At 71.7% G+C, this 23960-nt stretch carries 21 protein-coding genes and 1 pseudogene; 11 read left to right on the plus strand and 11 right to left on the minus strand.

Annotation, left to right across the window (positions count from 1 at the left end; genetic code table 11):
• The first annotated feature begins 182 nt into the window (after nt 1-182).
• On the plus strand, nt 183-1844 hold the full coding sequence (locus tag JK363_RS11800) for an ABC-F family ATP-binding cassette domain-containing protein (RefSeq protein ID WP_201874572.1): 1662 nt from the start codon (nt 183-185) through the stop codon (nt 1842-1844).
• 233 nt (nt 1845-2077) lie between these two features.
• On the opposite strand, the gene JK363_RS11805 is transcribed toward JK363_RS11800, so the two are convergent.
• Together JK363_RS11805 and JK363_RS11810 are read right to left on the minus strand one after the other, a co-directional pair.
• Nucleotides 2078-2701 carry a GOLPH3/VPS74 family protein gene (locus tag JK363_RS11805; RefSeq protein WP_201874574.1) on the minus strand — a complete coding sequence of 208 codons (624 nt, stop codon included), beginning with the start codon at nt 2699-2701 and terminating at the stop codon, nt 2078-2080.
• A 141-nt stretch (nt 2702-2842) separates the two neighbouring features.
• Complete coding sequence (locus JK363_RS11810; protein ID WP_201874576.1) at nt 2843-3319, minus strand: hypothetical protein; 477 nt, start codon at nt 3317-3319, stop codon at nt 2843-2845.
• A 164-nt stretch (nt 3320-3483) separates the two neighbouring features.
• Here JK363_RS11810 and JK363_RS11815 point away from each other — a divergent pair, with 164 nt between their 5' ends.
• A complete protein-coding gene (locus JK363_RS11815; RefSeq protein WP_201874577.1) occupies nt 3484-3840 on the plus strand; it encodes a hypothetical protein in 357 nt (118 codons plus the stop codon).
• Between the two features lie 15 nt (nt 3841-3855).
• Here JK363_RS11815 and JK363_RS11820 read toward each other — a convergent pair whose 3' ends face one another.
• Nucleotides 3856-4731: a YwqG family protein gene (locus JK363_RS11820; protein WP_201874580.1), complete on the minus strand. Its 876-nt coding sequence runs from the start codon at nt 4729-4731 to the stop codon at nt 3856-3858.
• A gap of 246 nt (nt 4732-4977) precedes the next feature.
• Here JK363_RS11820 and JK363_RS11825 point away from each other — a divergent pair, with 246 nt between their 5' ends.
• The 5 genes from JK363_RS11825 to JK363_RS11845 all read left to right on the plus strand — a co-directional run bounded on the left by JK363_RS11825 (nt 4978) and on the right by JK363_RS11845 (nt 12290).
• Nucleotides 4978-5247 (plus strand): hypothetical protein, encoded by a 270-nt coding sequence (locus JK363_RS11825; protein WP_201874582.1) that lies wholly within the window; start codon nt 4978-4980, stop codon nt 5245-5247.
• Between the two features lie 653 nt (nt 5248-5900).
• Nucleotides 5901-6116, plus strand: coding sequence for a type A2 lanthipeptide (locus JK363_RS11830; protein WP_201874584.1), 216 nt, complete (start codon nt 5901-5903; stop codon nt 6114-6116).
• Nucleotides 6117-6350: 234 nt separating this feature from the next.
• Nucleotides 6351-7157, plus strand: a complete 807-nt coding sequence (locus JK363_RS11835) for an HlyD family efflux transporter periplasmic adaptor subunit (RefSeq protein ID WP_201874585.1) — start codon at nt 6351-6353, stop codon at nt 7155-7157.
• Complete coding sequence (locus JK363_RS11840; protein WP_372444743.1) at nt 7142-9436, plus strand: NHLP family bacteriocin export ABC transporter peptidase/permease/ATPase subunit; 2295 nt, start codon at nt 7142-7144, stop codon at nt 9434-9436. The genes JK363_RS11835 and JK363_RS11840 overlap by 16 nt, the downstream gene beginning before the upstream one ends.
• Nucleotide 9437: 1 nt before the next feature.
• On the plus strand, nt 9438-12290 hold the full coding sequence (locus tag JK363_RS11845) for an NHLP bacteriocin export ABC transporter permease/ATPase subunit (RefSeq protein WP_201874587.1): 2853 nt from the start codon (nt 9438-9440) through the stop codon (nt 12288-12290).
• Between the two features lie 8 nt (nt 12291-12298).
• Here JK363_RS11845 and JK363_RS11850 read toward each other — a convergent pair whose 3' ends face one another.
• Together JK363_RS11850 and JK363_RS11855 are read right to left on the minus strand one after the other, a co-directional pair.
• Complete coding sequence (locus tag JK363_RS11850; RefSeq protein WP_201874589.1) at nt 12299-12862, minus strand: MmyB family transcriptional regulator; 564 nt, start codon at nt 12860-12862, stop codon at nt 12299-12301.
• 88 nt (nt 12863-12950) lie between these two features.
• A complete protein-coding gene (locus tag JK363_RS11855; RefSeq protein WP_201874591.1) occupies nt 12951-14120 on the minus strand; it encodes an agmatine deiminase family protein in 1170 nt (389 codons plus the stop codon).
• Between the two features lie 137 nt (nt 14121-14257).
• On the opposite strand from JK363_RS11855, the gene JK363_RS11860 reads away from it, so the two are divergent.
• Both JK363_RS11860 and JK363_RS11865 read left to right on the plus strand, forming a co-directional pair.
• Nucleotides 14258-14830, plus strand: a complete 573-nt coding sequence (locus JK363_RS11860; RefSeq protein ID WP_201875046.1) for a TetR/AcrR family transcriptional regulator — start codon at nt 14258-14260, stop codon at nt 14828-14830.
• A 71-nt stretch (nt 14831-14901) separates the two neighbouring features.
• Nucleotides 14902-15375 carry a hypothetical protein gene (locus tag JK363_RS11865; RefSeq protein WP_236075700.1) on the plus strand — a complete coding sequence of 158 codons (474 nt, stop codon included), beginning with the start codon at nt 14902-14904 and terminating at the stop codon, nt 15373-15375.
• Between the two features lie 33 nt (nt 15376-15408).
• Here JK363_RS11865 and JK363_RS11870 read toward each other — a convergent pair whose 3' ends face one another.
• The 5 genes and pseudogenes from JK363_RS11870 to JK363_RS11890 all read right to left on the minus strand — a co-directional run bounded on the left by JK363_RS11870 (nt 15409) and on the right by JK363_RS11890 (nt 19561).
• Entirely contained in the window at nt 15409-16236 is an 828-nt protein-coding gene (locus JK363_RS11870) for an SAM-dependent methyltransferase (RefSeq protein WP_201874593.1), read from the minus strand.
• An 80-nt stretch (nt 16237-16316) separates the two neighbouring features.
• A pseudogene (locus JK363_RS45010) lies at nt 16317-17010 on the minus strand (ATP-binding SpoIIE family protein phosphatase); the annotation flags it as partial.
• A complete protein-coding gene (locus JK363_RS11880) occupies nt 16998-17384 on the minus strand; it encodes a PAS domain-containing protein (protein WP_201875048.1) in 387 nt (128 codons plus the stop codon). The gene JK363_RS11880 and the pseudogene JK363_RS45010, both read right to left, overlap by 13 nt.
• 285 nt (nt 17385-17669) lie before the next feature.
• Complete coding sequence (locus JK363_RS11885; protein WP_201874595.1) at nt 17670-18332, minus strand: response regulator transcription factor; 663 nt, start codon at nt 18330-18332, stop codon at nt 17670-17672.
• Nucleotides 18333-18346: 14 nt separating this feature from the next.
• Nucleotides 18347-19561: a sensor histidine kinase gene (locus JK363_RS11890; protein ID WP_201874597.1), complete on the minus strand. Its 1215-nt coding sequence runs from the start codon at nt 19559-19561 to the stop codon at nt 18347-18349.
• A 107-nt stretch (nt 19562-19668) separates the two neighbouring features.
• Between JK363_RS11890 and JK363_RS11895 the strand changes: the two genes are divergently transcribed.
• Nucleotides 19669-20610 (plus strand): ATP-binding cassette domain-containing protein, encoded by a 942-nt coding sequence (locus tag JK363_RS11895; RefSeq protein WP_201874599.1) that lies wholly within the window; start codon nt 19669-19671, stop codon nt 20608-20610.
• 2 nt (nt 20611-20612) lie between these two features.
• Nucleotides 20613-21347, plus strand: a complete 735-nt coding sequence (locus JK363_RS11900) for an ABC transporter permease (RefSeq protein ID WP_201874602.1) — start codon at nt 20613-20615, stop codon at nt 21345-21347.
• 3 nt (nt 21348-21350) lie between these two features.
• On the opposite strand, the gene JK363_RS11905 is transcribed toward JK363_RS11900, so the two are convergent.
• Nucleotides 21351-23924 carry a polysaccharide lyase family 8 super-sandwich domain-containing protein gene (locus tag JK363_RS11905; protein ID WP_201874603.1) on the minus strand — a complete coding sequence of 858 codons (2574 nt, stop codon included), beginning with the start codon at nt 23922-23924 and terminating at the stop codon, nt 21351-21353.
• Nucleotides 23925-23960 lie beyond the last annotated feature (36 nt).

Consider the following 23960-nt stretch of genomic DNA (forward strand, 5'->3'; position numbering starts at 1 on the left):
GCCGTACGCCCGTCACCCCGCGGCCGGTTCTTCCGGCCCCGTGACGTCCGCGTGGATCCGACCTCGATGCATGAGCCGTCCCCCGCCTTCCGCGGAGCAGCATCCTTCCCACGGCTCGGCAGCCGCGTGGTGCTCGCATACGAAGCCCCCATCCCCTGCGCTGAGACTTGTGAGACCCACTCATGGCCCATTCCACCGTGCCCGGCACCTCCGTGACCTGCTCCGGACTGAGCTTCCAATGGCCGGACGGCACACCCGTCTTCGACGGTCTCTCCCTCACCATCGGCCGAGGCCGCACCGGACTCGTCGGCCACAACGGCACCGGCAAGTCCACCCTGCTACGACTGCTCGCGGGGCGGCTGCGGCCCGCGCAGGGGTCGGTGACCGTCGGCGGCACCCTCGCCTACCTCCCGCAGAACCTCACCCTCGACACCGCACTCCGTGTCGACCAGGCCCTCGGCATCGACCGGCGGTGCGCCGCGCTGCGCGCCATCGAGGCCGGGGAGGTGGACGAGGAACACTTCGACACCGTCGGCGACGACTGGGACGTCGAGGAACGCGCCCTCGCGACACTGAGCTCCCTCGGGCTCGACGGCCTCGGACTCGACCGCGCCGTCGGCGAGATGTCCGGCGGGGAGACCGTACTGCTGCGCCTGGCCGCGCTGCTGCTGGAGCGCCCCGATGTGCTGCTGCTCGACGAACCGACCAACAACCTCGACGTGTTCGCGCGCCGCCGTCTCCACGAGGCCGTCGGCTCCTGGCGCACCGGTGTGCTGGTGGTGGTCAGCCACGACCGTGAACTGCTGGAGCGGGTGGACCGCGTCGCCGAACTGCGGTCCGGCGCGGTGAGCTGGTACGGCGGCGGCTGGTCCGCCTACCAGGAGGCCCTGGCCACCCAGCAGGAGGCGGCCGCCCGCACCCTGCGCGCCGCCGAGGCCGATGTACGGCGCCAGAAGCGCGAACTGGAGGAGACCCAGATCAAACTGGCCCGCCGTCAGCGCCACAGCAAGAAGATGGACGCCCAGCGCAGGGCCCCGAGGATCGTGGCCGGTGAACGCAAGCGGTCCGCGCAGGAGTCGGGCGCCAAACTCCGCGGACTCCACGAGGACCGGCTGGGCGAGGCGTACGAGCGCCGTGAGGAGGCCGCGGACGCGATCCGCGACGACGCCGAGATCCGGGTCTCCCTGCCGCACACCGCCGTACCCGCCGGACGCACTGTGCTGAGCCTGCGCGATATGCGTCCCCGCTTCGGCCGGCTGCGCGAGGCCACCCTCCAGGTGCACGGCCCCGAACGCATCGCCCTGGTCGGACGCAACGGAGCGGGCAAGACCACCCTGCTGCGCACCCTCACCGGGGAGCTCGCCCCGCTGTCCGGCGAGGCCAGGACATGGGTGCCGGTGCGTTTCCTGCCCCAGCGCCTCGATGTCCTGGACGAGGAGCTGAGCGTGGCGGCCAATGTGGCCGAGGCGGCGCCCGGGGTGACGGACCAGCACATCCGCGCCCAGCTGGCGCGGTTCCTGTTCAAAGGGGCGCGGGCCGAACAGCCCGCGGGCACCCTGTCCGGCGGGGAACGTTTCCGTGCCGCCCTCGCGGCCACCATGCTCGCCGCCCCGGCCCCGCAGCTGCTGATGCTGGACGAGCCCACCAACAATCTCGACATGGCCACCGTGCGTCGGCTGACCAGCGCACTCGACTCCTACCGGGGCGCCCTGCTCATCGCCTCCCACGACCTGCCCTTCCTGGAGTCGGTCGGCATCACCCGCTGGCTGCTCCTCGGGGAAGAGCTCCAGGACACCACCGCGGAGGAGGTGGGGGAACTGCTCGCGGCGCCGGACCGGGCATAGGGCCCGTCGTCAAAGGGGCCGCCCTGCTCCCGACGCCTGGCACGGCGCCCCCAGCTACCGCTGGGAGGTGCCCCCGGCCGCGTTGTCGGAGTCGCCCGAGCACGCCCCGTACGAGGGCGATCCTCCGCCTTGCGATCTTCCCCCAGCTACCGCTGGGAGGTGCCCCCTGCACCAGACGCCGCTCGCGGCCGGACGCCCCCTTTGACGACGGACCCTGGCCCTGTCCGACGGTGTCAGTAGCCGCGCCGCACGTTGTCGGCGGTGGCGTCGTCGCGTCGCTGCGCCCGGCGCTGCCGTTCGGCCGCCAGCTCGCCCAGCGCGTCGTCCACGGCGGTGAGCACGGTGGCCGTTGCCACGTCGTCCACCCGGGTCACGGTGGGCGACTCCGGTGCGCCCGGGGCGTTGATCCCGACCGCCGCGGCGAGCGTCGCGAGGACGGGCTCGTCCGAGCGCAGCCGGTACGTCGCGCGGCGGCGCGCGGAGGAGTCGACGAGCACCAGCTCACTGGTGTGGAACAGCAGCCATCGGCGGTGGCGTTCCCGGACGGCGTCCCCGTCCGCCTCCAGGGTGTCCAGATAGGCTCCGGGCAGCCCGCGGCCCCGGCGCCAGAGCCAGTCGCCGACCGGTTCGTACGGCGGCTCGCGGGTGAGGGAGGACGCGGCCTGGTTCAGCAACCGGTCGGCCAGGGGCAGTGGCGGTCCCGGCACGATGCGCTCGCCGTCCAGCTCGATGACCTCGGCGTCCAGGAGATCGATGGCCTCGGCGCCGGCCAGCGCGAGGGACAGATCGCCGCGGTCGACGGAGTGCGTGGCCGCCATGTCCATGGCGATGATCAGCAGGTCTCGAGGTGTGGTCATGGACGGCTCCCCAGCACCGGCTGCCCACCGTATGGGGAGGCCGGAAGGACGGCGAAGGATGGAGGCTCGGCCATGTGTCCAGCGTGCGACGGTGGCCGTGGCCATGCAAACCACGGGCCCGTGGCCCGGGGCCGGGGTGGGTCAGGGCAGGGCTTCGACCTCGAGGAACCGGCGGCCACGCGGCCCCCGGTACTCCAGGGCCTCCCAGCCCAGCCGCCCCAGGACCGCGGCGCACTCGCGCAGGGCCTCCTGGGCGGCGTACCCGGCCCCGCTCCCCGGTGGGCCCAGCCACTCGACCCGCACCACCCCGGACCGTTCGGCCGCGCTCACGCGATACCCGGTCGCGACGCGGTGTCCCTCCGTGTCCACCGCCGACGGCCGGACACCGGCGGCCTCGAGGGCGAGCGACACCGCGCGCACCGGCTGGTGTTCCTCCCAGGCGGCGGGCGCCGCTTCGGGGTCGGTGGATCCGGTGTTCATCAGCCGGCGGATCTGCAACAGCCCCTCGAACGCGACCCGGACCGCGGCTTCCCGGCCGTCGTCCGCCGGGATTCCTCCGTCGCCGGTGGCCGCCTCGAAACCGTCGGACGGACGGCCGGTGTTGTTCACGCCTGCCACTCCGCCATCCTCTCAGACCTGGGTGCGGCGCGGGGGAGTTCAGACGCCGACGTCGGCGACGGGGGACCGGATCCCCCGGGGCGCCATTGGCTGATTACCGGTGGAACAGACGGATGTGGCCGTTATGCCCTCGGCACCTCCCGAATGTCGCTACGGTGAGGCCCATGGATGCCGGGAACGAGCACCCCGACGACGAATGGCCGCTCCCTCCTTCCTGGATGTGGAGCTGCGGGGAGTGCATCGAGCTGTACAGGGCGATGAAGCCGGCTCCCGAGGTCGTGGAGGCGGCGCTGGAGGAATTCGGGCCGGGGGTGGACTGCGATCCCAGTGACAGTGTGGTGACGACGCAGATCCGGCTGGCCCGGCATATCGCCGTCGAGCACGAGGAGTTCCTTCCCGACGCCGACGAGGCGTGCGAGAAGTGCATGTCCGATGTGCGACAGCACCTTCCGGAGCTGCTGGTCCTCGAGCACCGGGCGCGCCATCTCTTCGCGCCACCACGCATCGTCGGCCTGCTCTGACCGTCCCTGGGAGGGTCAGCCGCACTGCCAGGTGAACATCGCCTTGTCGAAACGGCCCGCGGCCAGGTCCTCGGGGCGGATCAGCCAGTACAGGACACCCGCGTCGGCCCACATCATCCCAGTGTCCTCGTCGGAGTCGAACTGGGCCAGCAGCACCCACCGCGCCGCCTCCTCCTCGACGCGCGGATCCTCCCAGTCGACGTCGTCGCCCAGCACCGCCTTGGCGACCGTGATCTCCACGGCGTCCTGCACACACTGCGCGTGTCCGCCGATCTGGTGCGCGGCGCCCCGCTGGTGGTCCCACAGCGCCTCCATGAAGGTGTCGCACCGCACCGGATGGGCGTAGCGCTCCTTGACGGACAGCGCGCCGAGCCCGAACTCCGCGCTCAGCACGGTCGATTCGGCGTCCGGGGCACTCGGCGCCACCTGAGCGGTCAGCGGTACGGCCGGGTACGGGGTGAGCCCTTCGGGCGCGGGCCGCTCGGGCACGTCGGCGGACGCGGGCGGCAGATGCAGCAGCCGCGCACCGGCCCAGGTGTCCGGATCGCAGGTGTCCACCACCGCCTCGCACTCCTCGTCCTCGAGGTAGAAGAAGGCCAGCCGGCCCTGGGGGCGCAGCGGGATGTCCAACTCGTCGACGGGGAGCGCGGCACAGTCGACCACGGCCACGAACGACAGCGGGCCGTAGCCTTCCCGGACGGGCCACTCGATGTCCTCCGGCAGCCGGGGCAGACCGCCGAGCCGACCGACCACGGGATCGCCGGGAACGGCCGCCCGGAGGTGGGCGGCGGGGCGCAGCAGCCCCGTCCAGCGGTCGGCCATGTCGGGGGGCAGGTGGGTACGGGCCAATGTGTGCAGGGCGTCGGGAGCGGTGTTCTCACGGGTGTCCATACGCACCATGGTGACCACCGGCACCGACAGGCCCACTCCGGGTCCCCGTTCCCGGCCCCGACGTCCCGCGTGACGCCCGCCACCCCCACGGAACATGCTCTGCGAACTCGGCACGGCTCTTGGCACGTTCTGCGCAGCGGGCGGCTGCACTTCCGCCCGCTCCAAGGCTTCACACCGCGCCCGCCCGTACCGGCGGGCGCGGGCTGTTTCCGTCGGCGGTGGCCGTCGGACAAGGGGGATTCCAGCATGACCACCTACCGGCGTCGCGAGGGGAGGGACGCCATGGCCTTCGCGGGACGTATCGGCGCACCCGACCACGACCCCCCGGCCGATGGTGTCGATCGGGATCCCGCCCGGATCGGCGCGGCGTTCCTCGTCCGCGGGGATCTCCCGCTGCCCGACGGCTGCCCGGTGTACGCGCTCCACCCGGCGGGGCTGGACGCGGCGGCGGTGCGTCTGCTGACCGCGTCCGATGTGGTCAACTCCCTGGCGCACAACGCCTCGACGGCGAACTGACGCACCAGCGGGACCCGGGCGGGGCGTGCCTTCGCGCCCCGTCCGAAGTCATGACCTCTGTCGTACTCATGCGCTCCATGTCCATTCCGGGGGTATTCCCGGCCTTTCAGCGGACCAACTGCCTGATGGTGCAGTTGTGATAGCGCATACCGATCGGCTGGATGGACTGAATTCGGCAGCGTTATCGGCACCCCGTCGCACATGTCGCATTCCCGATGTGTGCGGGATGGGGAATGCGAGTATCGATCGTCCAGTCTTCAAGCGATCGGCACACCTATTCCACAGACGCCGTGTGTGGCGCCCGGACCGGGCGCCGGATCCGGCCCGCGCATGGGGGCTTCGCCCGTGATCGCGGGGTTGTCCGACGAGGTCAACGCGAGTGCGCAGAGCACAAGTGACGGACTTGTGAAGAAGAGCCGCCCATCGCGTGGCCGTATGTGTGTGCCCGGTGATCGGAAGGTGACGGAATGCGCCGTTCCGTGCGATGTCTGATTCGCAGCCCACCGAGTTGGCGTGATTACATCCTTTCCCACTGAGGCGTTCTCAGGATCCGGTCCCCCCGAATCCTGCGTTTGTTCCGCGGGTGCCGTCCATTCGGCAACCGTGGGCCGCTGAAGGCTCATTCGAGATATTTATCCAAGGGAGACGCAATAATGAACAACGCACCCAAGGTCGCGACCCAGGAGATCTCCGACGCTGAGCTGGACAACGTAGCCGGCGGGCTGGGTGCGACGGTCACCAACACCCTCGGCACCGTCGAGGCCGCCGCCGCCCCGGTCAACGGCGTCGTCGGCACCGCCACCGGCACCGTGGACGGCCTCTCCGGCCTGAACACCTCCGGTGTCGTCGGCACCGTCGGTGCCCTCTGAGGCGACCCTCACCCTGAGGCGATCTCACCTCTGAGGCGATCTCCCCTCGCCTCCCGGTGCCGCCGAGCGCGGCACCACCGGTCGGACGGCCCCGCCGTACGACCGGCCCCGTGCCCCGGGCCCGCCTGGTCCGGGGCATTCGGCGGTCCATGGGTGCCCGGCGCCCGGACCGCCGCGGCGCCACCATGCGAAGCCGCGCACTCCATCCGTTCCCGCGGTTGAGGAAAGACTCTCGTGCAGTTCCGCCAGCAAGCCCTTACCAAGGCGCAGTCGGCAGAGGACATCGATCTGCCGGTGCGCTACGCCCGCCCGCAGGGGTGGCTCGCCCTGGCGGTCACACTCGTCGTCATGGCCGCGGCCGCCGTCTGGTCAGTGACCGGCACCGTGTCCAGCACGCTGGCCGCCCCCGGCATCCTCACCCACGGACAGGGCAGTTACATCCTCCAGAGCCCCGTCGCCGGACAGGTCACCGCCGTACTCGCCAAGGAAGGCAGCACCCTGCGCGCGGGCGCCCCGCTGCTGAAGATCCGCACCCCGCGCGGCAGCAGCGTCGTCCGCACCCTCGCCGCGGGCCGGCTCACCACCCTGGTCGTCTCGATCGGCTCCGTCCTCACCACCGGCGCCGACGTGGCTTCCGTCGAACGCGTCCGCCACTCCGGCGACCCGCTGACCGCCACCCTCTACGTACCGGCCGGACGGGCCGCTTCGGTGCCGGTCGGCGCACCCGTCGACCTCGGTGTGCAGTCGGTGCCCAGCCAGACCTACGGAAGTCTGCGCGGCCATGTCCGGGCGGTCGGCCGCACCGCCCAGTCGCGCCAGCAGATCGGCTCCCACCTCGGCAGCGACCAACTCGGCGAGGAGTTCTCCCGGCACGGCCCGCCGGTCGCGGTGCTGGTCCGGCTGGACCGCTCCGCCACCACTCGCTCCGGCTACCGCTGGTCCTCCCCGAAGGGCCCGCCGTTCACCCCCGACTCCATGACCCTGGCCACCGGCACGGTCCATCTGGCCGACCGGCACCCGATCGAATGGCTGCTCCCGTGACCACCACCCACGACGGCGGACCGCCCCGCCCGGCACCCGCCGGAAGCAGCGGACGCCGCCGCCCCGAGCCCACCCGGGGACGGCGGCGGGCCCCGCGGCGCGCGGCCGGGCCCCAGCGGCCGCGGCGCCGCACCGTGCGCACCCCCACCGTGCTCCAGATGGAGGCGCTGGAATGCGGTGCCGCCTCCCTCGCGATGGTGCTCGGACACTACGGACGCCATGTGCCGCTGGAGGAGCTGCGGATCGCCTGCGGAGTCTCCCGGGACGGCTCCCGTGCCAGCAATCTGCTGCGGGCCGCGCGCAGTTACGGGCTGAGCGCCAAGGGCATGCAGATGGAGCCGGAGAGCCTGGCCGAGGTCCGGGCACCGGCCATCCTCTTCTGGGAGTTCAACCACTACGTCGTCTACGACGGCATGGGGCGCCGGTTCGGCAAGCGCGGGGTGTACATCAACGACCCCGACAAGGGGCGCCGGTTCGTTCCCACCGAGGAGTTCGACACCAGCTTCACCGGAGTGGTCCTGGTCTTCGAACCCGAGGTGTCCTTCCGCCGCGGCGGACGCCGTCCCGGGGTGCTGGGCGCCCTGCCCGCCCGGATGCGGGGGACCACCGGCACCCTGCTGGCCTCCCTGCTCGCCAGTCTGCTGCTGGTCGTGGTGGGCGCCGCCGTCCCCGCGCTCAGCCGCACCTTCATCGACACCTTCCTGATCGGCGGGGAAACCTCCACCCTCGGGCCGCTGTTCGCCTCGATGGCCGTGGCGGTGCTGCTGACCGCCGTGCTCACCGGAGTGCAGCAGGCCAATCTGCTGCGCGGGCGGATCATCTCCTCCACCCTCAGCAGCGCCCGTTTCCTGCGCCATCTGCTGCGGCTGCCCGTCACGTTCTTCGCCCAGCGCAGTCCCGCCGACCTCGTCCAGCGGCTGCGGTCCAACGACACCGTGGCGGAAACCCTCGCCCGCGACCTGGCCGCCGCCGCGGTCGACGGGGTCGTGGTGGTGCTCTACGCACTGCTGCTGTGGACCTACGACCCCCAGCTCACCCTGGTCGGCGTGGGACTGGCGCTGCTCAACGTGGTCGCCATGCGCATCGTGATCCGGCTGCGCGCCACCCGCACCCAGAAACTGCGGGCCGACACCGCACGGCTGACCACCACCTCGTACACCGGGCTCCAGCTCATCGAGACGATGAAGGCCACCGGCGGAGAGAACGGATACTTCCGCCGCTGGGCGGGCCAGCACGCCATCACCCTCGAGGAACAGCAGCGCCTTGGGGTGCCGAGCGCGGCCCTGGCCGTGGTGGCGCCCACCCTCGCCACCCTCAACAGCGCGCTCATCCTGTGGATCGGTGGACTGCGCGCCGTCGAGGGCCATGTGTCGGTCGGACTGCTGGTGGCCTTCCAGGCGCTGGTGGCCCGGTTCACCGCGCCCATCACCCGGCTCAACGGTGTGGCCGGGCGCATCCAGGACTTCTCCGCGGACGTGGCCCGGCTCAAGGACGTGGAGAACTTCCCGCTGGACACCCTCTACACCCGTGACCAGCCGGAGCCCGACACCCGCAGGCTCACCGGCCATGTGACGCTGGAGAACGTCACTTTCGGCTACAACCCGCTGGACGAACCCCTGCTGCGCGGCATCTCGCTCGCCGTCGGCCCCGGCCGCCAGGTGGCGCTGGTCGGTGGCTCCGGCAGCGGCAAGTCCACCGTGTCGCGGCTCGTCTCCGGCCTCTACAGCCCGTGGGAGGGGGCCATCCGTATCGACGGCCAGCGCCTGGAGGACATCCCCCGCGGCGCGCTCGCCGCCTCGGTGTCCTTCGTCGACCAGGACGTGTTCCTCTTCGAGGGAACGGTGCGGGACAACGTGGCGCTGTGGGACCCCTCGATCCCGGATGAGGCGGTGGTGGCCGCGCTGAAGGACGCCGCCCTCTACGACGACGTCATCGCCCGCCGCCCCGAAGGCATCCACGGCCGCGTGGAGCAGGACGGCCGCAACTTCTCCGGCGGCCAGCGGCAGCGGCTGGAGATCGCCCGCGCCCTGGTCCGCCGCCCCAGTGTGCTGGTGCTGGACGAGGTCACCAGCGCCCTGGACGCGCGGACCGAACGCACCGTCATGGACAACCTGCGCCGCCGCGGCTGTGCGTGCGTGGTGATCGCCCACCGGCTCAGCACCGTGCGGGACAGCGACGAGATCCTCGTCCTGAACCAGGGCACGGTCGTGGAACGCGGACGCCACGAGGACCTCGCCGCGGCCGGGGGACCGTACGCCCAGCTGATGAAGGAGCACTGAGATGGCCTCCGTTCACCCGGCCGCCGACGTGGCCGCGGACGGCGGCGACGCGGTGATCCAGGCGCTGGGCGCGCTCGGCACCCCCGTCGACCGCACCGGGCTGCGCAGCCTTCCGCTGGCGGGTCCACAGGTGCTCTGGCTCGTCACCGGCGGCGCCCTGGACCTCTTCGCGGTCGACGCCGCCGAGGAGGGACACTGGCACTTCCTCGGCCGGCTGGAGCCGGGCGCCGCGCTCCCCGGCCCCGTCGAGGGCCCGCGCCACACCCTGGTCGGCAGGCCCTCGCAGGACTGCGCGGTGCGCCGGATCCCGCTGCGTGAGCTGTACCGGCCCGAGCAGTTCGACACCTACGCCACCGGCTGGGACGGTGAACCGTACGGCGACATCCCGCCCACCCCGCTGGAACACGCGGTGGCGCTCGGGGTCAGCCGCAGCCTGGGCGTGCTGTTCCAGGCCCCACTGGACGGCGGCGGACCGGCGACCGAGGGCGAGGCGGCCGACGAGGACCTGCTCTGGCTCCCGGTGCCCCCCGGAAGTGTCCGCTACGGCGCCGAGTACAGCGCCCAGGCCGCCGGGGACCTGCTGATCGACGGTGCGCTGTGGCAGCGGATGGTCAATCAGCAGTACCGGCTGGGCACCGCCGTGGACCGCTGGATCGAGGCCCTGGAACGCACCCACGCCGATCGCACGGCGGCCGGGATCCGGGCCGGTGAGGCCGTCCGCTCCCGCGCCGACCAGGCGCTCATCGCCTCCATCGGCGGTCCGCGGCAGGCGTCGCGGGCGGCGGAGGACACCACCGACGACACCGTTCACGCGGTGTGCCGCACCGTGGCCGAGGCCGCCGGTATCACCCTGGCCGACCCGCCGCGGGGCGCCGCCGCGGACGACCGCATCAGCCCGGTGGAGCGGATCGCCGTCGCCTCCCGGATCCGCACCCGCGCCGTCCGGCTGGAGGGCGAGTGGTGGCGTGAGGACGCCGGACCGCTGGTGGGCTACCGCGCCCTGTCCGGCGCCCCGGTGGCGCTGCTGTGGCGGCGTGGCCGCTACGAGGCGGTCAATCCCGCCTCCGGGTTGCGGCTGCGGATCGGCGGGGGCAACGCCGATGAGTTCGAACCACGCGCCGTGATGTTCTACCGCCCGCTGCCCGACCGTCCGATGACGATGCGGCGGCTGCTGCGGTTCAGCGCCCGCGGGGTGGCGCCCGATCTGCGCAACCTCGTGGTCGGCGGGCTGGTGACGGTGGCGCTGGGCGCCCTGGTGCCGGTGGCGACCGGCCAGGTGCTCGGCGGTTTCGTCCCCCGGGCCGAGAAGAGCCCCATCGTCCAGATCTCCCTGGCCCTGATGGTGGCGAGCGTGGTCTCGGCGGCCTTCATGCTGCTCCAGAACCTGACCCTGCTGCGTCTTGAGGGGCGGCTGGAGAGCACGCTCCAGCCCGCGGTCTGGGACCGGTTGCTGCGGCTGCCGACCCGCTTCTTCGCCGAACGCTCCACCGGCGAACTGGCCAGTGCGGCGATGGGCATCAGCACCATGCGCCGGGTGCTGTCCGGTGTCGCACCGGTGGTCCTCCAGGCCGGTACCGTCGGCGCGATGAACTTCGCGCTGCTGCTGTACTTCAGCGCGAAGCTGGCGCTCGCCGTGATGGCCATGCTGCTGGTCATCTCCGGGGTGTTCCTCGGGATGGGACTGTGGCAGGTGCGCTGGCAGCGGCGGCTGGTGGAGAGCGAGAACAAGCTCAACAACCAGGCGTTCCAGACCCTGCGCGGACTGCCCAAACTACGTGTCGCCGCGGCCGAGAACTTCGCCTACGCGGCCTGGGCCCGTGGCTTCGCCCACTCCCGCGAACTCCATCAGCGCACCGGCCGGATCAAGAACCTCACGCAGGTGCTCGACGCGGTCTACCTCCCGCTGTGCTCGCTCATCGTGTTCATGCTGCTGGCCGGTCCGGCGCGGGGGAGCATGTCGGCGGGGGCGTTCCTGACGTTCAACACCTCCGTCACCATGCTGCTCACCTCGGTCACCCAGCTCACCAACGCCCTGGTCTCGGTGGTGGCGGTACTGCCGATGTTCGAGCAGGTCAAACCGATCCTGGACGAGCCGCCCGAGGTCCGTGGCGGCAGCGCCCAGCCCGGGGCGCTCACCGGCGATCTGCGCGCCCGCAACCTCACCTTCCGCTACGCCGACGACGCACCGCTGGTCCTCGACGATGTCTCGCTGGAGATCAGGCCGGGGGAGTTCGTGGCCGTCGTCGGGCCCAGTGGCTGCGGCAAGTCCACGCTGCTGCGGCTGCTCATCGGCTTCGAACGGCCGGTGTCCGGCAGTGTGCTCTACGACGGCCAGGACCTCGCCGCCCTCGACCAGACCGCCGTACGCCGCCAGTGCGGTGTGGTTCTCCAGAACGCCCAGCCCCTCAACGGCACCGTGCTCGACTGCATCCGCGGCGCCGAGCCGTACACCCCCGAGGAGGCCATGGCCGCCGCCGAACTGGCGGGTCTGGCCGAGGACATCCGCCGGATGCCCATGGGGCTGCACACGATGATCTCCGGCAGCGGTGCCATCTCCGGCGGTCAGCGGCAGCGGCTGATGATCGCCCAGGCCCTGATCCGCCGTCCGCGCATCCTCTTCTTCGACGAGGCCACCAGCGCCCTGGACAACGAGACCCAGCGGGTGGTCATCGACAGCACCCGCCGCCTCAACGCCAGCCGCCTGGTCATCGCACACCGGCTGTCGACGGTCATGGACGCCGACCGGGTGCTGGTGATGGAGGACGGGCGGATCGTCGAACAGGGCGCACCGGCCCAGCTGATGGCCAACCCGGGCGGAAAACTCTACGAGTTGGTGCGGCGGCAGATGCGCTGAGCGTGCCGTCAGCGGATGCTGCCGTGCATCGGAGGACACAGCTGCCGCAGTGCCTCCTGCGACACCCGGTCGTCCGGCACATGGGCCACGACCTGGTGGCCGGGCTCGCCGACCACGGCCAGGCTCACCGGCCGCAGCCGCAGCTCACCGGCGACCGGGTGGTGGAAGCGGCGCAGCGGGGGCGGCGGAGCGGCCGCCTCCGGCCGCCCGTACCACTGGGCCGCGTACGGGTCGGCCATCAACTCGCCCACCAGCGCGACGATCCGGGGGTCTCCCGGATGCTCCGCGGCCCGGTCGTGGAACTCGGCCAGCAGCGCGCGGGCCTCCCACTCCCAGTCGGCCATCAGAACGCGGGACGGAGGCCAGCGGAAGAGCAGCCAGAGCAGATTGCGCTGCTCGGGCAGAAGCCATGCGGGGTCGGTGAACAGCGCCGTGTAGGCGTCGTTCCACGCCAGCAGGTCCCAGCGCCGGTCCACCACGGCGGCCGGATGCGGTGCCATCGCCCTCACCAGGGTCAACAGTTCGCGCGACGCCCAGCCGGGCGCGGGGCCGGGCGTCACGCACTCGTCCACGTAACGACAGTACGAACGTGATCCACGAGCCGTTCAGCGTCGTCCGCGGGTTGTCCGGAGCGGTACGTGGCGGGGCGCGGATGTGCCGTCAGACGTCGGGCTGCTGCTGGGTGGCGCAGTGGATTCCGCCACCGCCCTCGGCCACCGCCGGGATCTCTACCTGCACCACCTTCCGCCCCGGATGGAGATCGCCGATGACGGCGGCGGCCTCGCGGTCGGCCCTGGGGTCGCCGAACCGGGGCACGATCACGCCGCCGTTGACGATGAAGTAATTGGCGTAAGCGCCGAGGAAGTCCGAGCCGCGGCGGCCGATGACGGCCGGATCCGGTTCGGGCAGGTCGACCACCTTCAGCGGACGGCCGAGCGCGTCGCTGGACTTCTCCAGCACACTCCGGGCCTGGGCGTACACCCGGCTCCACACGGTCGGGCCGCTGTCCGTACGGGGACGGCTGAGCAGTACCACTCCGTCCCCGGCGAACCGGGCCAGGGCGTCGACATGGCAGTCGGTGATGTCCTTCCCCTTCACCCCCTTGAACCAGATGACCTTGGTGACCCCCAGCAGCTCCTTGAGCCGGGCCTCGATCCGGTCCCTGCTCAGGCCCGGGTTGCGGTTGGCGTTGACCAGGGAGCTCTCGGTGGCCATCAGGGTGCCGTGGCCGTCCACCTCCAGTGCGCCGCCCTCCCCGGTCAGCCGGGCGTCGAGGCGGGTGCCCCCGGCGTGGGCCGTGACGGAGCGGGCGACCCGCGCGTCCCGAGGATGCCGCTGTTTGCCGCCCCAGCCGTTGAACCGCAGGTCGATTCCCGTCAGCCCGTCCCGTCCGATGACAAACGTGGGTCCGCTGTCCCGTATCCACAGGTCGTCGACGGGCACCGGGATCACCTCCACATCCGCCCCGCACGCCCGGCGGGCCGCTTTCACCTCCTCGGGCGCGGCGAGCAGCACCACGGACTCGAACCCGGCGATGACTTGGGCGATCCCGGCGATATCGCGCTGGACGTCCTCGGCCATGTCCTCCCAGACCGAGTCCAGCGACGGCCAGGCCATATAGGTGCGGCGGTGCCGCGCGGTCTCGGCCGGCATCCACCGTCCGGCCGGTGTCCGCGCGGCCTGCTGCGCGGCGTCGGGTGCGGACATGTCGTCACCTCCCCTGGTCGTGGTGGGCTTCCGCGGCCCGGGTGAGCAGGCGGCCGCCGCGGCGCCCGCCAGTGCCGCCGCGGCTCCGCTGCGCAGCACGGTCCGGCGCTTCGATCCCCTCATGGTGTGCCTCCGCGTTCCGGTCGATTTCCTGACTGAAATTTCAGTCAGGTTGTGACGGTAGCATGGGGCACGTCACCGTCCACCCGGGCGAGGACAACGGAGAATCCGGAAGAGAAGCCGAGAAGAAGGGACCGACCATGGCCGGCCGCCGTACCGCCATCCTGGAAGCCGCCGCCCGATCCATCGCCCAGCGCGGGATCCGGGGGCTGCGCGTCGAGGAACTGGCCGAGGAGGCCGGAGTGTCGACCTCGTTGATCTACTACCACTTCCGGGACCGGTCGGGGCTGCTGGCCAGCACCCTGGAGTTCATCAACACCCGGGCCGAGCGCTACACCGACCCCGCCGCCGACCCGGAGACCGACCCCCGCGGCCATCTCGAGCAGATGCTGCTGCTCGAGCTCCAGGACGAACCGGTGGTCATGGAGAACAGCACCGCCTGGGGCGAACTGCGCGCCACCGCCGTCTTCCAGCCCGAGCTGCGCCAGCAGTTGCGCACCACCACCGATCGCTGGACGGACTACGCGAGCGATCTCATCCACCGCGGCCAGCGGCAGGGCACGGTGCCGCCCGAGGTGTCCGCCGAGGACGCGGCCGACCGCCTCACCGCGCTGGTCGAGGGCCTCAGCAAACGGTGGCTCAGCGGTTCCCTCACCCTGGACCGCGCCCGTGATCTGCTGCGCGGTGCCATCACCGTGGAACTCGGCCCCTGAACGCCGCCGCGCGGCACCTGAGTGCCGGGCCCCGTCGAACCCGCCGGGATCTGCCGCTATGTTGGAGCGCCATGCAGCCACCGCAGCCCGATCCCGCCCCCGTTCCGACGACCGCGTCGATGCCGTCCACACCGTCCACACCGTCCGCGCCGCCGTCCCGCCGCCCCTTCGGCCCCCTGGCCGCCGCGCTCGTCGCCGGGCTGGTGCTCGGCGCCGGGGGAGTGGGCGCGGCCTGGGCACTCGCCGGCGATGACTCGGACACCTCCGGATCCGGCCCGGCGGGCGACGCACACGCCGCCTGCGCGGCATTCGACGGATTCGACGAGACGAAGTGGGGCGCCAAGGGCAAGGAAGGTGACATCGCCATCAACCGTTACTCCGCCGCGGGCACCCTCGCCAACGCGGCCGCCGCGGGCGACAAGCGCTACAAGCCGCTCGCCGAAGCCATCAGCCGCTCACAGAACCGCTACGCCCAGGAGCTGGAGTTCACCGCGAAGGTGAAGAAGGACCTGGACAAGGTGCGTGGCCTCTGCGAGGACCTGTAGTCCGCGGGGAGATCCGCGGCCGGGTCCGGGGCCTCATGGCTTCCGGCCGACCCCGCCGAACATCGCCACCTCGTCGGGCTCGTCGCCGGAGGTGTCCTCCAGCCGCCACCGCGAGCACGAGACCACGCCCGGCTCCAGCAGCTCCGTGCCGTCGAAGAACCGGGCGACCCGGTCCGGGGTGCGCTGGGTGAGCTTCGGGATGCCGTTCTCGTTCCAGAACGCGACGGCCTCGTCCACATCCGGCATCGACGGGCTGGAGATGGTGTGGGACAGCACGAGGTGGCTGCCGGAGGGCAGGGCGTCCACCAGCCGGCGGACGATGCCGTACGGGTCCTCGTCATCACCGATGAAGATCACCACACCGAGCAGCACCAGCGCGATGGGCCGGGTGAAGTCCAGGGTCTTCCGGGCGCGTTCGAGGATGGTGTCGACATCCCGCAGATCCGCGTCGAGATAGTCGGTGCCCCCCTCGGGAGCGCTGGTCAGCAGGGTGCGCGCATGGGCCAGCACCAGGGGGTCGTTGTCGACGTAGACCACCTGGGACTCGGGCGCGATGCGCTGCGCGACCTCATGGGTGTTGTCGGCGGTGGGTAACCCCGTCCCGATGTCCAGGAACTGACGGATCCCCTGCTCGGCGGTCAGATACCGCACCGCACGGCCCAGGAACGCCCGGTCGGCCTGGGCGTAGTCGCCGATTCCGGGGTGCAGTCGGCGGATCTGGTCGCCCGCCTGCTGGTCGACGACGTAATTGTCCTTACCACCGAGCCAGTAGTTCCAGATCCTGGCGGTATGCGGTTTTGTGGTGTCGATACGGTCGGCGATCTGTGCGGCGGAGTCGTAGGTTGCCTCGTAGTCGGTCACGCCCGCGCCTCCATCAAAAAGCGTCGCTGATACAGCCGTTGCGCCCCCGCACAGCGCCCAATCTAGACGACCCTCCGCGATCAGCGCACCGGGAGTGTCTGTTCGCACCAGATGACCTTGCCGGTCGCGGTGGGCCGGGTGCCCCAGCGCTGGGTGAGCTGCGCGACGAGCAGCAAGCCCCGGCCGCCCTCGTCGAGGACCTGGGCCCGTCAGCCAGCGCACCGCGTCCGCCCGTGCCTCGCCCACCGCGGCGGGGTCCGCGGGCACGTCCCAGACCCCGACCCGGTCCGCCTCCAGCCGCCGCAGCCGGGCCGGCAGCAGCGCCGCGTCGTCGCCGTGACGGCCGGGGAGCATCGTCCCGACGACCCGGTCGCACAGCGCCTCCAGACCCTGGGCGGGCAGCGTCAGAGCGTGGCGCAGGGTGTCCAGCCCGTCATCCATACCGCGACTGCGGGACTCCACCAGCCCGTTGGTGTAGAACGCGAGCAGACTACCCTCCGGCAACTCCACCTCCAGCGCCTCGAACGGCAGCCCGCCCAGCCCCAGCGGAGGCCCCGCCGGCAGGTCGAGAAAGGCCGTGGGGCCGTCCGGCGGGACGACCACCGCGGGGGCCGGATGTCCGGCGCGGGCGAGACTGCACCGGCCCGACACCGGGTCGTACACGGCGTACAGGCAGGTGGCGCCGAACTCACCCGGCGTGGCCTGGTCCGACTCCAGCTCCAGGGCGTCGTCCCGCCGCGCCACCAGGTCGTCCAGCTGGGTCAGCAACTCCTCGTACTGGCCTCGTTCAGCAGGGCCAGCCGCTCCCGGCCGCGATGCTGCTCGGTGACATCGAGGGCCGTGGCGCACAGCCCCACGATCCGGCCCAGCGGGGAAGCGGACACGGCGAAGAAGTGGTCGTGATCCGGGTCGGCCCGGGTGCGCCCCTGGAGCAGATGGCCCTCCTCCGCCTGCCCCGTCTCCAGCGCCCGCCGCATCCGTGCCTCCCACGCGGCATTGCCGGGCCCGGTCAGCGCGGCCGACAGCCCCCGCCCCACCCGGTCCTCGCCCCCGATGCCGACGATGTGCTCCATCGCCGGGTTCTGCCGCACGAACCGCAGCTCGGTGTCATAGCGGGACAGGGCGACGGGGAACTGGTCAGTATCCAGGCGGACAGCGCCTCGTCACCGGGGAACGTCGCGCTCCCGGCCGGAGGCTCCGCCGTCAGCAGCCACAATGGTGCGTGATCGCCACCGGCCAGCCGGTGCGCCCGGACCCGGACAGTCAGCCGATGACCTTCACGGTGGCGGAACGCGAGCTCACCCTGCCACTCCGGGAGATCGGCCGACCACGGCTCCACCCCCTCCAGCAACGCGGCCACCGGACCCCCGACGGCCTGCGCGGAGCCATGGCCGAGCCGCGGGCGCGGCACCGCCGTCCGTCGCCGCCAGGGATCAGCCTGGAGAGACAAAACCGGACTCGTACGCGGTGATGACCGCCTGTGTGCGATCCCGTGCCCCGAGTTTCGCCAGTACGGCACTCACGTGGGATTTGACGGTCTCGGTACCCACCACCAGATGCGCGGCGATCTCCGCGTTCGACAGGCCGCGTGCCATGAGACGCAGCACTTCCCCCTCCCGCTCGGTCAGCGCGGCACACGCCGACGCCGCCCGGCCTGCGGCCTCGCCGTGGTCCTCACCGTACGAGGCGGCCAACTTCCGTACCGCGGACGGAAACAGCAGCGAGTCGCCTTCCGCCACCAGCCGCACGGCGTGCACGATCTCCGCCGGACGTGCCCGCTTGAGCAGGAACCCATCGGCGCCCGCGCGCAGCGCCCCGTACACATACTCGTCGTTCTCGAAGGTCGTCACCACGACGATCTTCGGTGGGTCCGGCACCGTCCGCAGTACGGCCCTGGTGGCCTCGATGCCGTCCATGAGCGGCATCCGTACATCCATGGCCACGACGTCGGGGCGCAGTTGCCGTACGAGGGGGATCACGGCGGCTCCGTCGGCCGCCTCGCCCACCACCTCGATGTCCGGCTGGGACTCCAGCACGGCGCGCAGGCCCGCCCGTACCAGCGGCTCGTCGTCGACCAGGAGAACGGTGAGCGGCATCGGACCAGCCTAGATCACCGCATCGGCAGGTCGACATGGAGCAGCCACTGGTCGCCGTCCCGCCCCGCCCGGGCCTTGCCTCCCAGGAGCGTGGCACGCTCACGGATGCCATGCAGGCCGCTGCCACCGCCCGTGGCGGTCACCGTGGCCGCGGCGGTCAGTGGATTGCGCACCTCGAGCCGCAGCCGCGCCGTCTCCACGGCGATGCGTACCCGGACCGGGACGGGGCCCGCATGCCGCAGCACGTTGGTCAGCGCCTCCTGGAGCATCCGGTAGCCCTCGCGGGACACCGGACCCGGCACATCCTCCAACGGCCCGGTCACCTCGGCGTCGACCCGCGCCCCCGAGGACCGGGCGGAGTCCAGCAGCCGGTCCGCCTCGCCGAGCCCCGGCCGGGTGGCGGCCGGCCGCCCCGGTTCGCGCAGCACCATCAGGACCCGGTCCAGGTCCGCCAGCGCTGCCCGCCCCGTCTCCTCGATGGTCTCCAACGCCTGATCGGTGACGTCCGGGTCGGCGGCCGCCCGGGCGGCTCCCGCCTGCACCACGGCCAGCGTCAGAGCGTGGCCGAGGGAGTCGTGCAACTCCCGGGCGATGCGGTTGCGTTCCAGCAGCCGCTCGGTCCGCTCCTCCAGCTTGGCCAGCCGCTCCTTGGCCGAGGGCCCGAGCAGTCGCCGAGCCGCCGCCACCATGAGGACGCTCGCCCCGGCGGTCACCGCGATCATCACCACCACGGGCACCGGTGCCAGCAGGATGTACGCCCCGCCCGCACCGGACATCCGCACCAGCGGCTCGACCGCGCCGGGATTGCCGACGGGTACCCCGGCGAACACCAGCGAGAGCGTCGCCAGCTGCCCCGACACCAGCACGACGGCCAGCCCCACTTCCAGACGGAGCACCAGCCAGACACCGGTTCTGGCCCGATCGCTCCACGAAGCGGCCGGAACGGCGGAGACACCCGGATCCTCGTCATTCCGCACACGTGCCTGCGGCCCGGGAAACAGCATCAGCCGCGCCTGCAACCCCTCGGCACGGCGCACCTCGGGCAGCATGGCCGCGGCCAGGACCAGGGGGACCGGCAGCACCGCGATCAGTCCCCAGTCGACCGGCGAGGGGCGGGTCAGGCCCGGATAGATCCCGGCGCAGACGAACGGCACGATCGACCCCATCAGCAGGTGTAGCCAGCGGGTGTACGTGACCGCACGGGCCAGCGGCAACAGAAGACCTGGCATCCCGTCATCCTGGCAGGACGGGCGCGACCAGTGTCTCCCCCGCGCGGGGGAGACGGTCTCCTCCGGCGGGGGATGTCCGCCCCCGCCGCTCCGGCCAGGCTGAAGCCATGACCAGCATCGAGGTCACAGACCTCACCAAGGAATACCGGACGACCCGGGCCGTCGACCGTCTGACCTGCCGCATCGAACCGGGCCGGGTCACCGGGTTCCTGGGGCCCAACGGTGCCGGCAAATCCACCACCATGCGCCTCGTCCTCGGCCTCGACCACCCCACCTCCGGTACCGCCACGATCGGCGGCCGTCCCTACCCGACGCTGCGCGAACCCCTGCGCACCGTGGGCGCCCTGCTGGACCCGCAAGCGGCCCATGGTTCCCGCACCGCCCGTGACCATCTGCGCTGCCTCGCCGTCAGCAACCGCATTCCGGGCCGCCGCGCGGACGAGGTCCTTCAGGAGACCGGTCTCGCCACCGTGGCACACCGCCGCATCAGGACCTTCTCGCTCGGCATGCGCCAGCGGCTCGGTATCGCCGCCGCCCTTCTCGGGGACCCGTCCGTTCTCCTGCTGGACGAGCCCGCCAACGGCCTCGACCCGGAAGGGATCGTCTGGATCCGCCAGTTGCTGCGCCGACTCGCCCGCGAGGGCCGCACGGTCCTGGTCTCCAGCCACCTGATGAACGAGACCGCGACCTTCGCCGACCACCTCGTCGTCCTCGCCGGGGGCCGGCTCCTCGCCGATGTCGCCATGCGCGCATTCATCGCGCAGCACAGCCAGGCCCGGGTACACGTCCGCACCGGCGACCCCGACCGGCTGCGGACCACCCTGCTGGCCCACGGATATGCCGTCACCGGAGGCGATGACGGCCGTTGTGTGGTCGAAGGGGCCGGCGCCGAGCGGATCGGAGCCGTCGCCGCCCGCGAGGGGATTCCCCTTCTTGAACTCGCCGATGAACGTGCCTCCCTGGAGCAGGCGTATCTCGCTCTCACCGCGGACAAGGCGGAGTTCGCGGCCGCCGCCCCAGCATCCCCGAACACCTCGCAGGAGGTCTGACCATGTCCGTCACCGCGGTGCTGCACTCAGAGTGGATCAAGGTGAGGTCCGTCCGGGCGAGCCTCGGATCGCTGCTCGCGGTCTTCGCCGCCATGCTGGCCATCACCCTCCTGGTCTTCGCCACCGTCGACCGAGCGGAGGTGTACAACGACGGGGACCCCGTCTTCGGAGCCTTCTACGCGATCAACTTCGCGCAGATCGCCGCCATCGCCTTCGGGGCCACCGCCGTCTCGTCCGAGTACGCGGGCGGCGCCCTGCGGATCTCGCTGTCGGCCGTGCCGCAACGGGGTCTGTTCTACGCGGCCAAGACGGCGGTCGTGGCCGCCGCCGCTCTCTGCGTGGGGCTCACGACCGCCTTCGCCACCTTCTTCGCGGGCCAGGCGCTCCTGGGAGAGGAAGCCATCGGCCTCGGCGAACCGGGAGCGCTGCGGGCCTGCGTCGGCGCCGGGATCTACCTCGCGCTGATGGCCTTGTTCGCCGCGGGACTCACCTTTCTGCTGCGCAGCGCCACCGCGGTGCTGAGCCTGCTCATCCCGTTCATCCTGATCATGTCTTTCATGATCGGGGACATCGCCGGGGGAGCCGCAGACTATCTGCCGGATCATGCCGGGCAGCACGTCCTGCACCAGGACCCGGAGGGAGCGGTCGGCCCCTGGACGGGTCTCGCCGTGACGGCGCTGTGGACGGCGGCTGCGCTCCTGGCCGGCTGGGAAGCGGTACGCCGACGCGACGTCTGAAGCTCAGCGCAGCTTCGCGGTGAAGCTCCGCCCGTAGGCATGGCGCGTGGTGACATCGACCCGGGTGCCGCCACGCACGTGGGTGACCCGGACACCCTCGTCCGCCGTGATCGCCCGCATTCTCCGCCCCCTGACCAGCACCGAGACCGTGTCCCGGCCGGTGGTCGGGTCCGCCACGGCGAGTGACACCGTGCGGTCGTGCGGTGCGTCACCGTGTGCCGTGCGCAGGATCACCGAGCCCGGTCCGTCGATCGACAGCGGCCCGGTGCGGTGAGTGCCCCGGGTGAAGGTGTTGAGGGCGACAAGACCCAGGCCCCGGTGGCGGACGGCCTGCGCACGGGTGGTGTTGACCAGGACCGACAGCGGCCCGTCCGCGTAGGCCCGCAGCCGCTCCGCCGAGGCGTGCGGCACGAGGGCGTACGCCATCGAGCGATGTGGCACACCGGCCCGCTGCTCCACCGAGACCGAGAAGACCCGGGTGGTCACCGGGGTGTCGGGGTTGGACAGACGCACCGTGCGGCGGCTGCGGGTGACGGTGTCGAGGGTGACGGTGGGCCGTGGTGTGTCGAGGAAGACATAGCCGACGGAGGCGGAGCGGGTGGTGTTGGCGTAGCGCAGCCAGGCCAGTGGGGCCGTGCCGGTGCCGGACCACGGGGTGCCGTCACGGAGCTGTCCGGTCACGGTGAGGGTGTCCGGGGGAGGGGCGATCCGGCTGTCGACGGTCGTGGTCACCGCGCGCCCGGCGGAGTCGCCCACCCCGGCGGCGAGCACAACGATCTCGTCGTCGAACATGAACCACGACTTGGTGGCGTCGGCGTTGCGGTACACCACGAAGTCGTCCGGCAGTTCGCCGTCCCGCTTCGCCGCGTACGCCACATCGTCCGACTGCACCAGCCCGGCCGCACCGTACGCGCCGAGGGTGGCCCCACCGGAGAACACATGGGTGCCGCGCGGGAAGTAGACATAGGTGTTCTGCGCCTCGGACGAGGCGGTGAACCCGCGCTCGGGGTTGTCGTACCACAGCGTTCCGTACAGCTCGGGGACGGTACGCCGGGTCTCCACGGGGGCGGTGACACCGGCCAGGCGGTAGGGCGGGACCGTGGTGAAGTAGTCGACGCCGAACGCCCGGGTCTGGTCCTGGCCGGAGAGATAGAGATAGTGGGCGCCGTCGCCCTGGAACCACGGCATCAGGTTCTCGCCGCTCATGTACTCGTACTTGCTGATCCTTGCCGAGCTCCGGGCCAGGGCGAAGGCGTACCCGGGGCGCCGGTGGACCGTCTTGTCCATGGCGTTGAACGCGATGTGGTGCGCGGCCGGAGTGAGGTCCTTCGCCGGGGCCGACGGATCGGCGAGGATATCGGCGTAGCGGGCGATGCTCACCGGGGAGACGAACGCCGACGGGTCGAGGGCCGCCTTGGAGGTCGTGCGGACGAACGCCACATAGCCCTTGAGCGCCGTGGCGTCCGCGCCGGTGGCATGGCCGGAGAGGTCGACGACGGCCTCGACGACCTGGGTGACATCGGTGTAGCCGGTGGTGGTCCGGGACACCCCGCGCCCCTTGACGATCTCCATCATCCAGCCCTCGAAGATCAGCGGGGCGAAGCCGTCCACGACCCACCGGTGCGCGGTGCGCACCAGGTCCTCACCGCTCACATATCCGGTGCCCTCGAGCATCTTGACGGTCTGCACCACCCGGGTGAGCAGCCCCTTGCCGTAGGAGCCGGTATAGGCCACGGACGCGTGCTGGAGGAAGGAACCGTCCGCGTAGAAGCCGTCGGTGACGCCGTGCCGCAGATGGTAGGGATCGATGGTGGCCAGCACCGTCAGCTGGTCGGCGACGGCCTTGCTCACCCGGGCGTCGTCCTCCAGTACCGCGCCCTGGAGCATCCGGTTGGTGGTGATGTCCGCGAGGTTGGCACCGGTGTGGAAGCGGGAGTCCAGATCGACGTCCCCGTCCTTGCCGTTGCGCAGATAGGCGTCCATCGAGGCGACGTAGAGGGCGGTGAGGTCCGGCCGGTGGGACGCGAGCTCGTCCCGGAGCAGCGCCAGTGTCCTGCTGACGTGCGAGGAGATACCGATCTCCCAGGTGAACCAGTTGCCGTAGTAGCCCTTCGACTGGTTGCCGTAGTAGTGCTGATGAAGCCACATCAGACCGTTGATGACCCGCCGCTGGACAGTTGTGTCGCCGCGGAGTGCGGACGGCGGGCCGCCGGGCACAGTGGTGGCGAGGGCGATCTCGTACAGGTACTGGTACGAGGTCATCAGATGGGGGTCGCTGCTGCCCAGCGGCAGCCCCTCGAAGAGCTCACCGTCCCCGGCGCCGTCCATCGCGGTGAGCCGGGAGCGGGCGGTGGCGGCGATGGCCGTGAGCTTGGCGGCGACTTCGGGCCGGGCGTTGGAGCCGGGGGTGCCGGCGAGGACGGCGACCGTGTTGTCGATCAGTCTGGCGTGGTCGGCGGACGCCTCGTGGGCCGAGATGGCCGGACGACCCGCCGCCCGTGCGCGGGGTGGATGGGCGAGCGCCGCCAGGGGCACGGCGGGGGCCAGGGACAGCAGATCACGACGTGAGAGAGACACGGGATACGCTCCAACGCTCGCGAGGATTCGGATGGA

This window comes from Streptomyces coffeae, from assembly GCF_016741875.1.
Classification (GTDB): Bacteria; Actinomycetota; Actinomycetes; order Streptomycetales; family Streptomycetaceae; genus Streptomyces; species Streptomyces coffeae.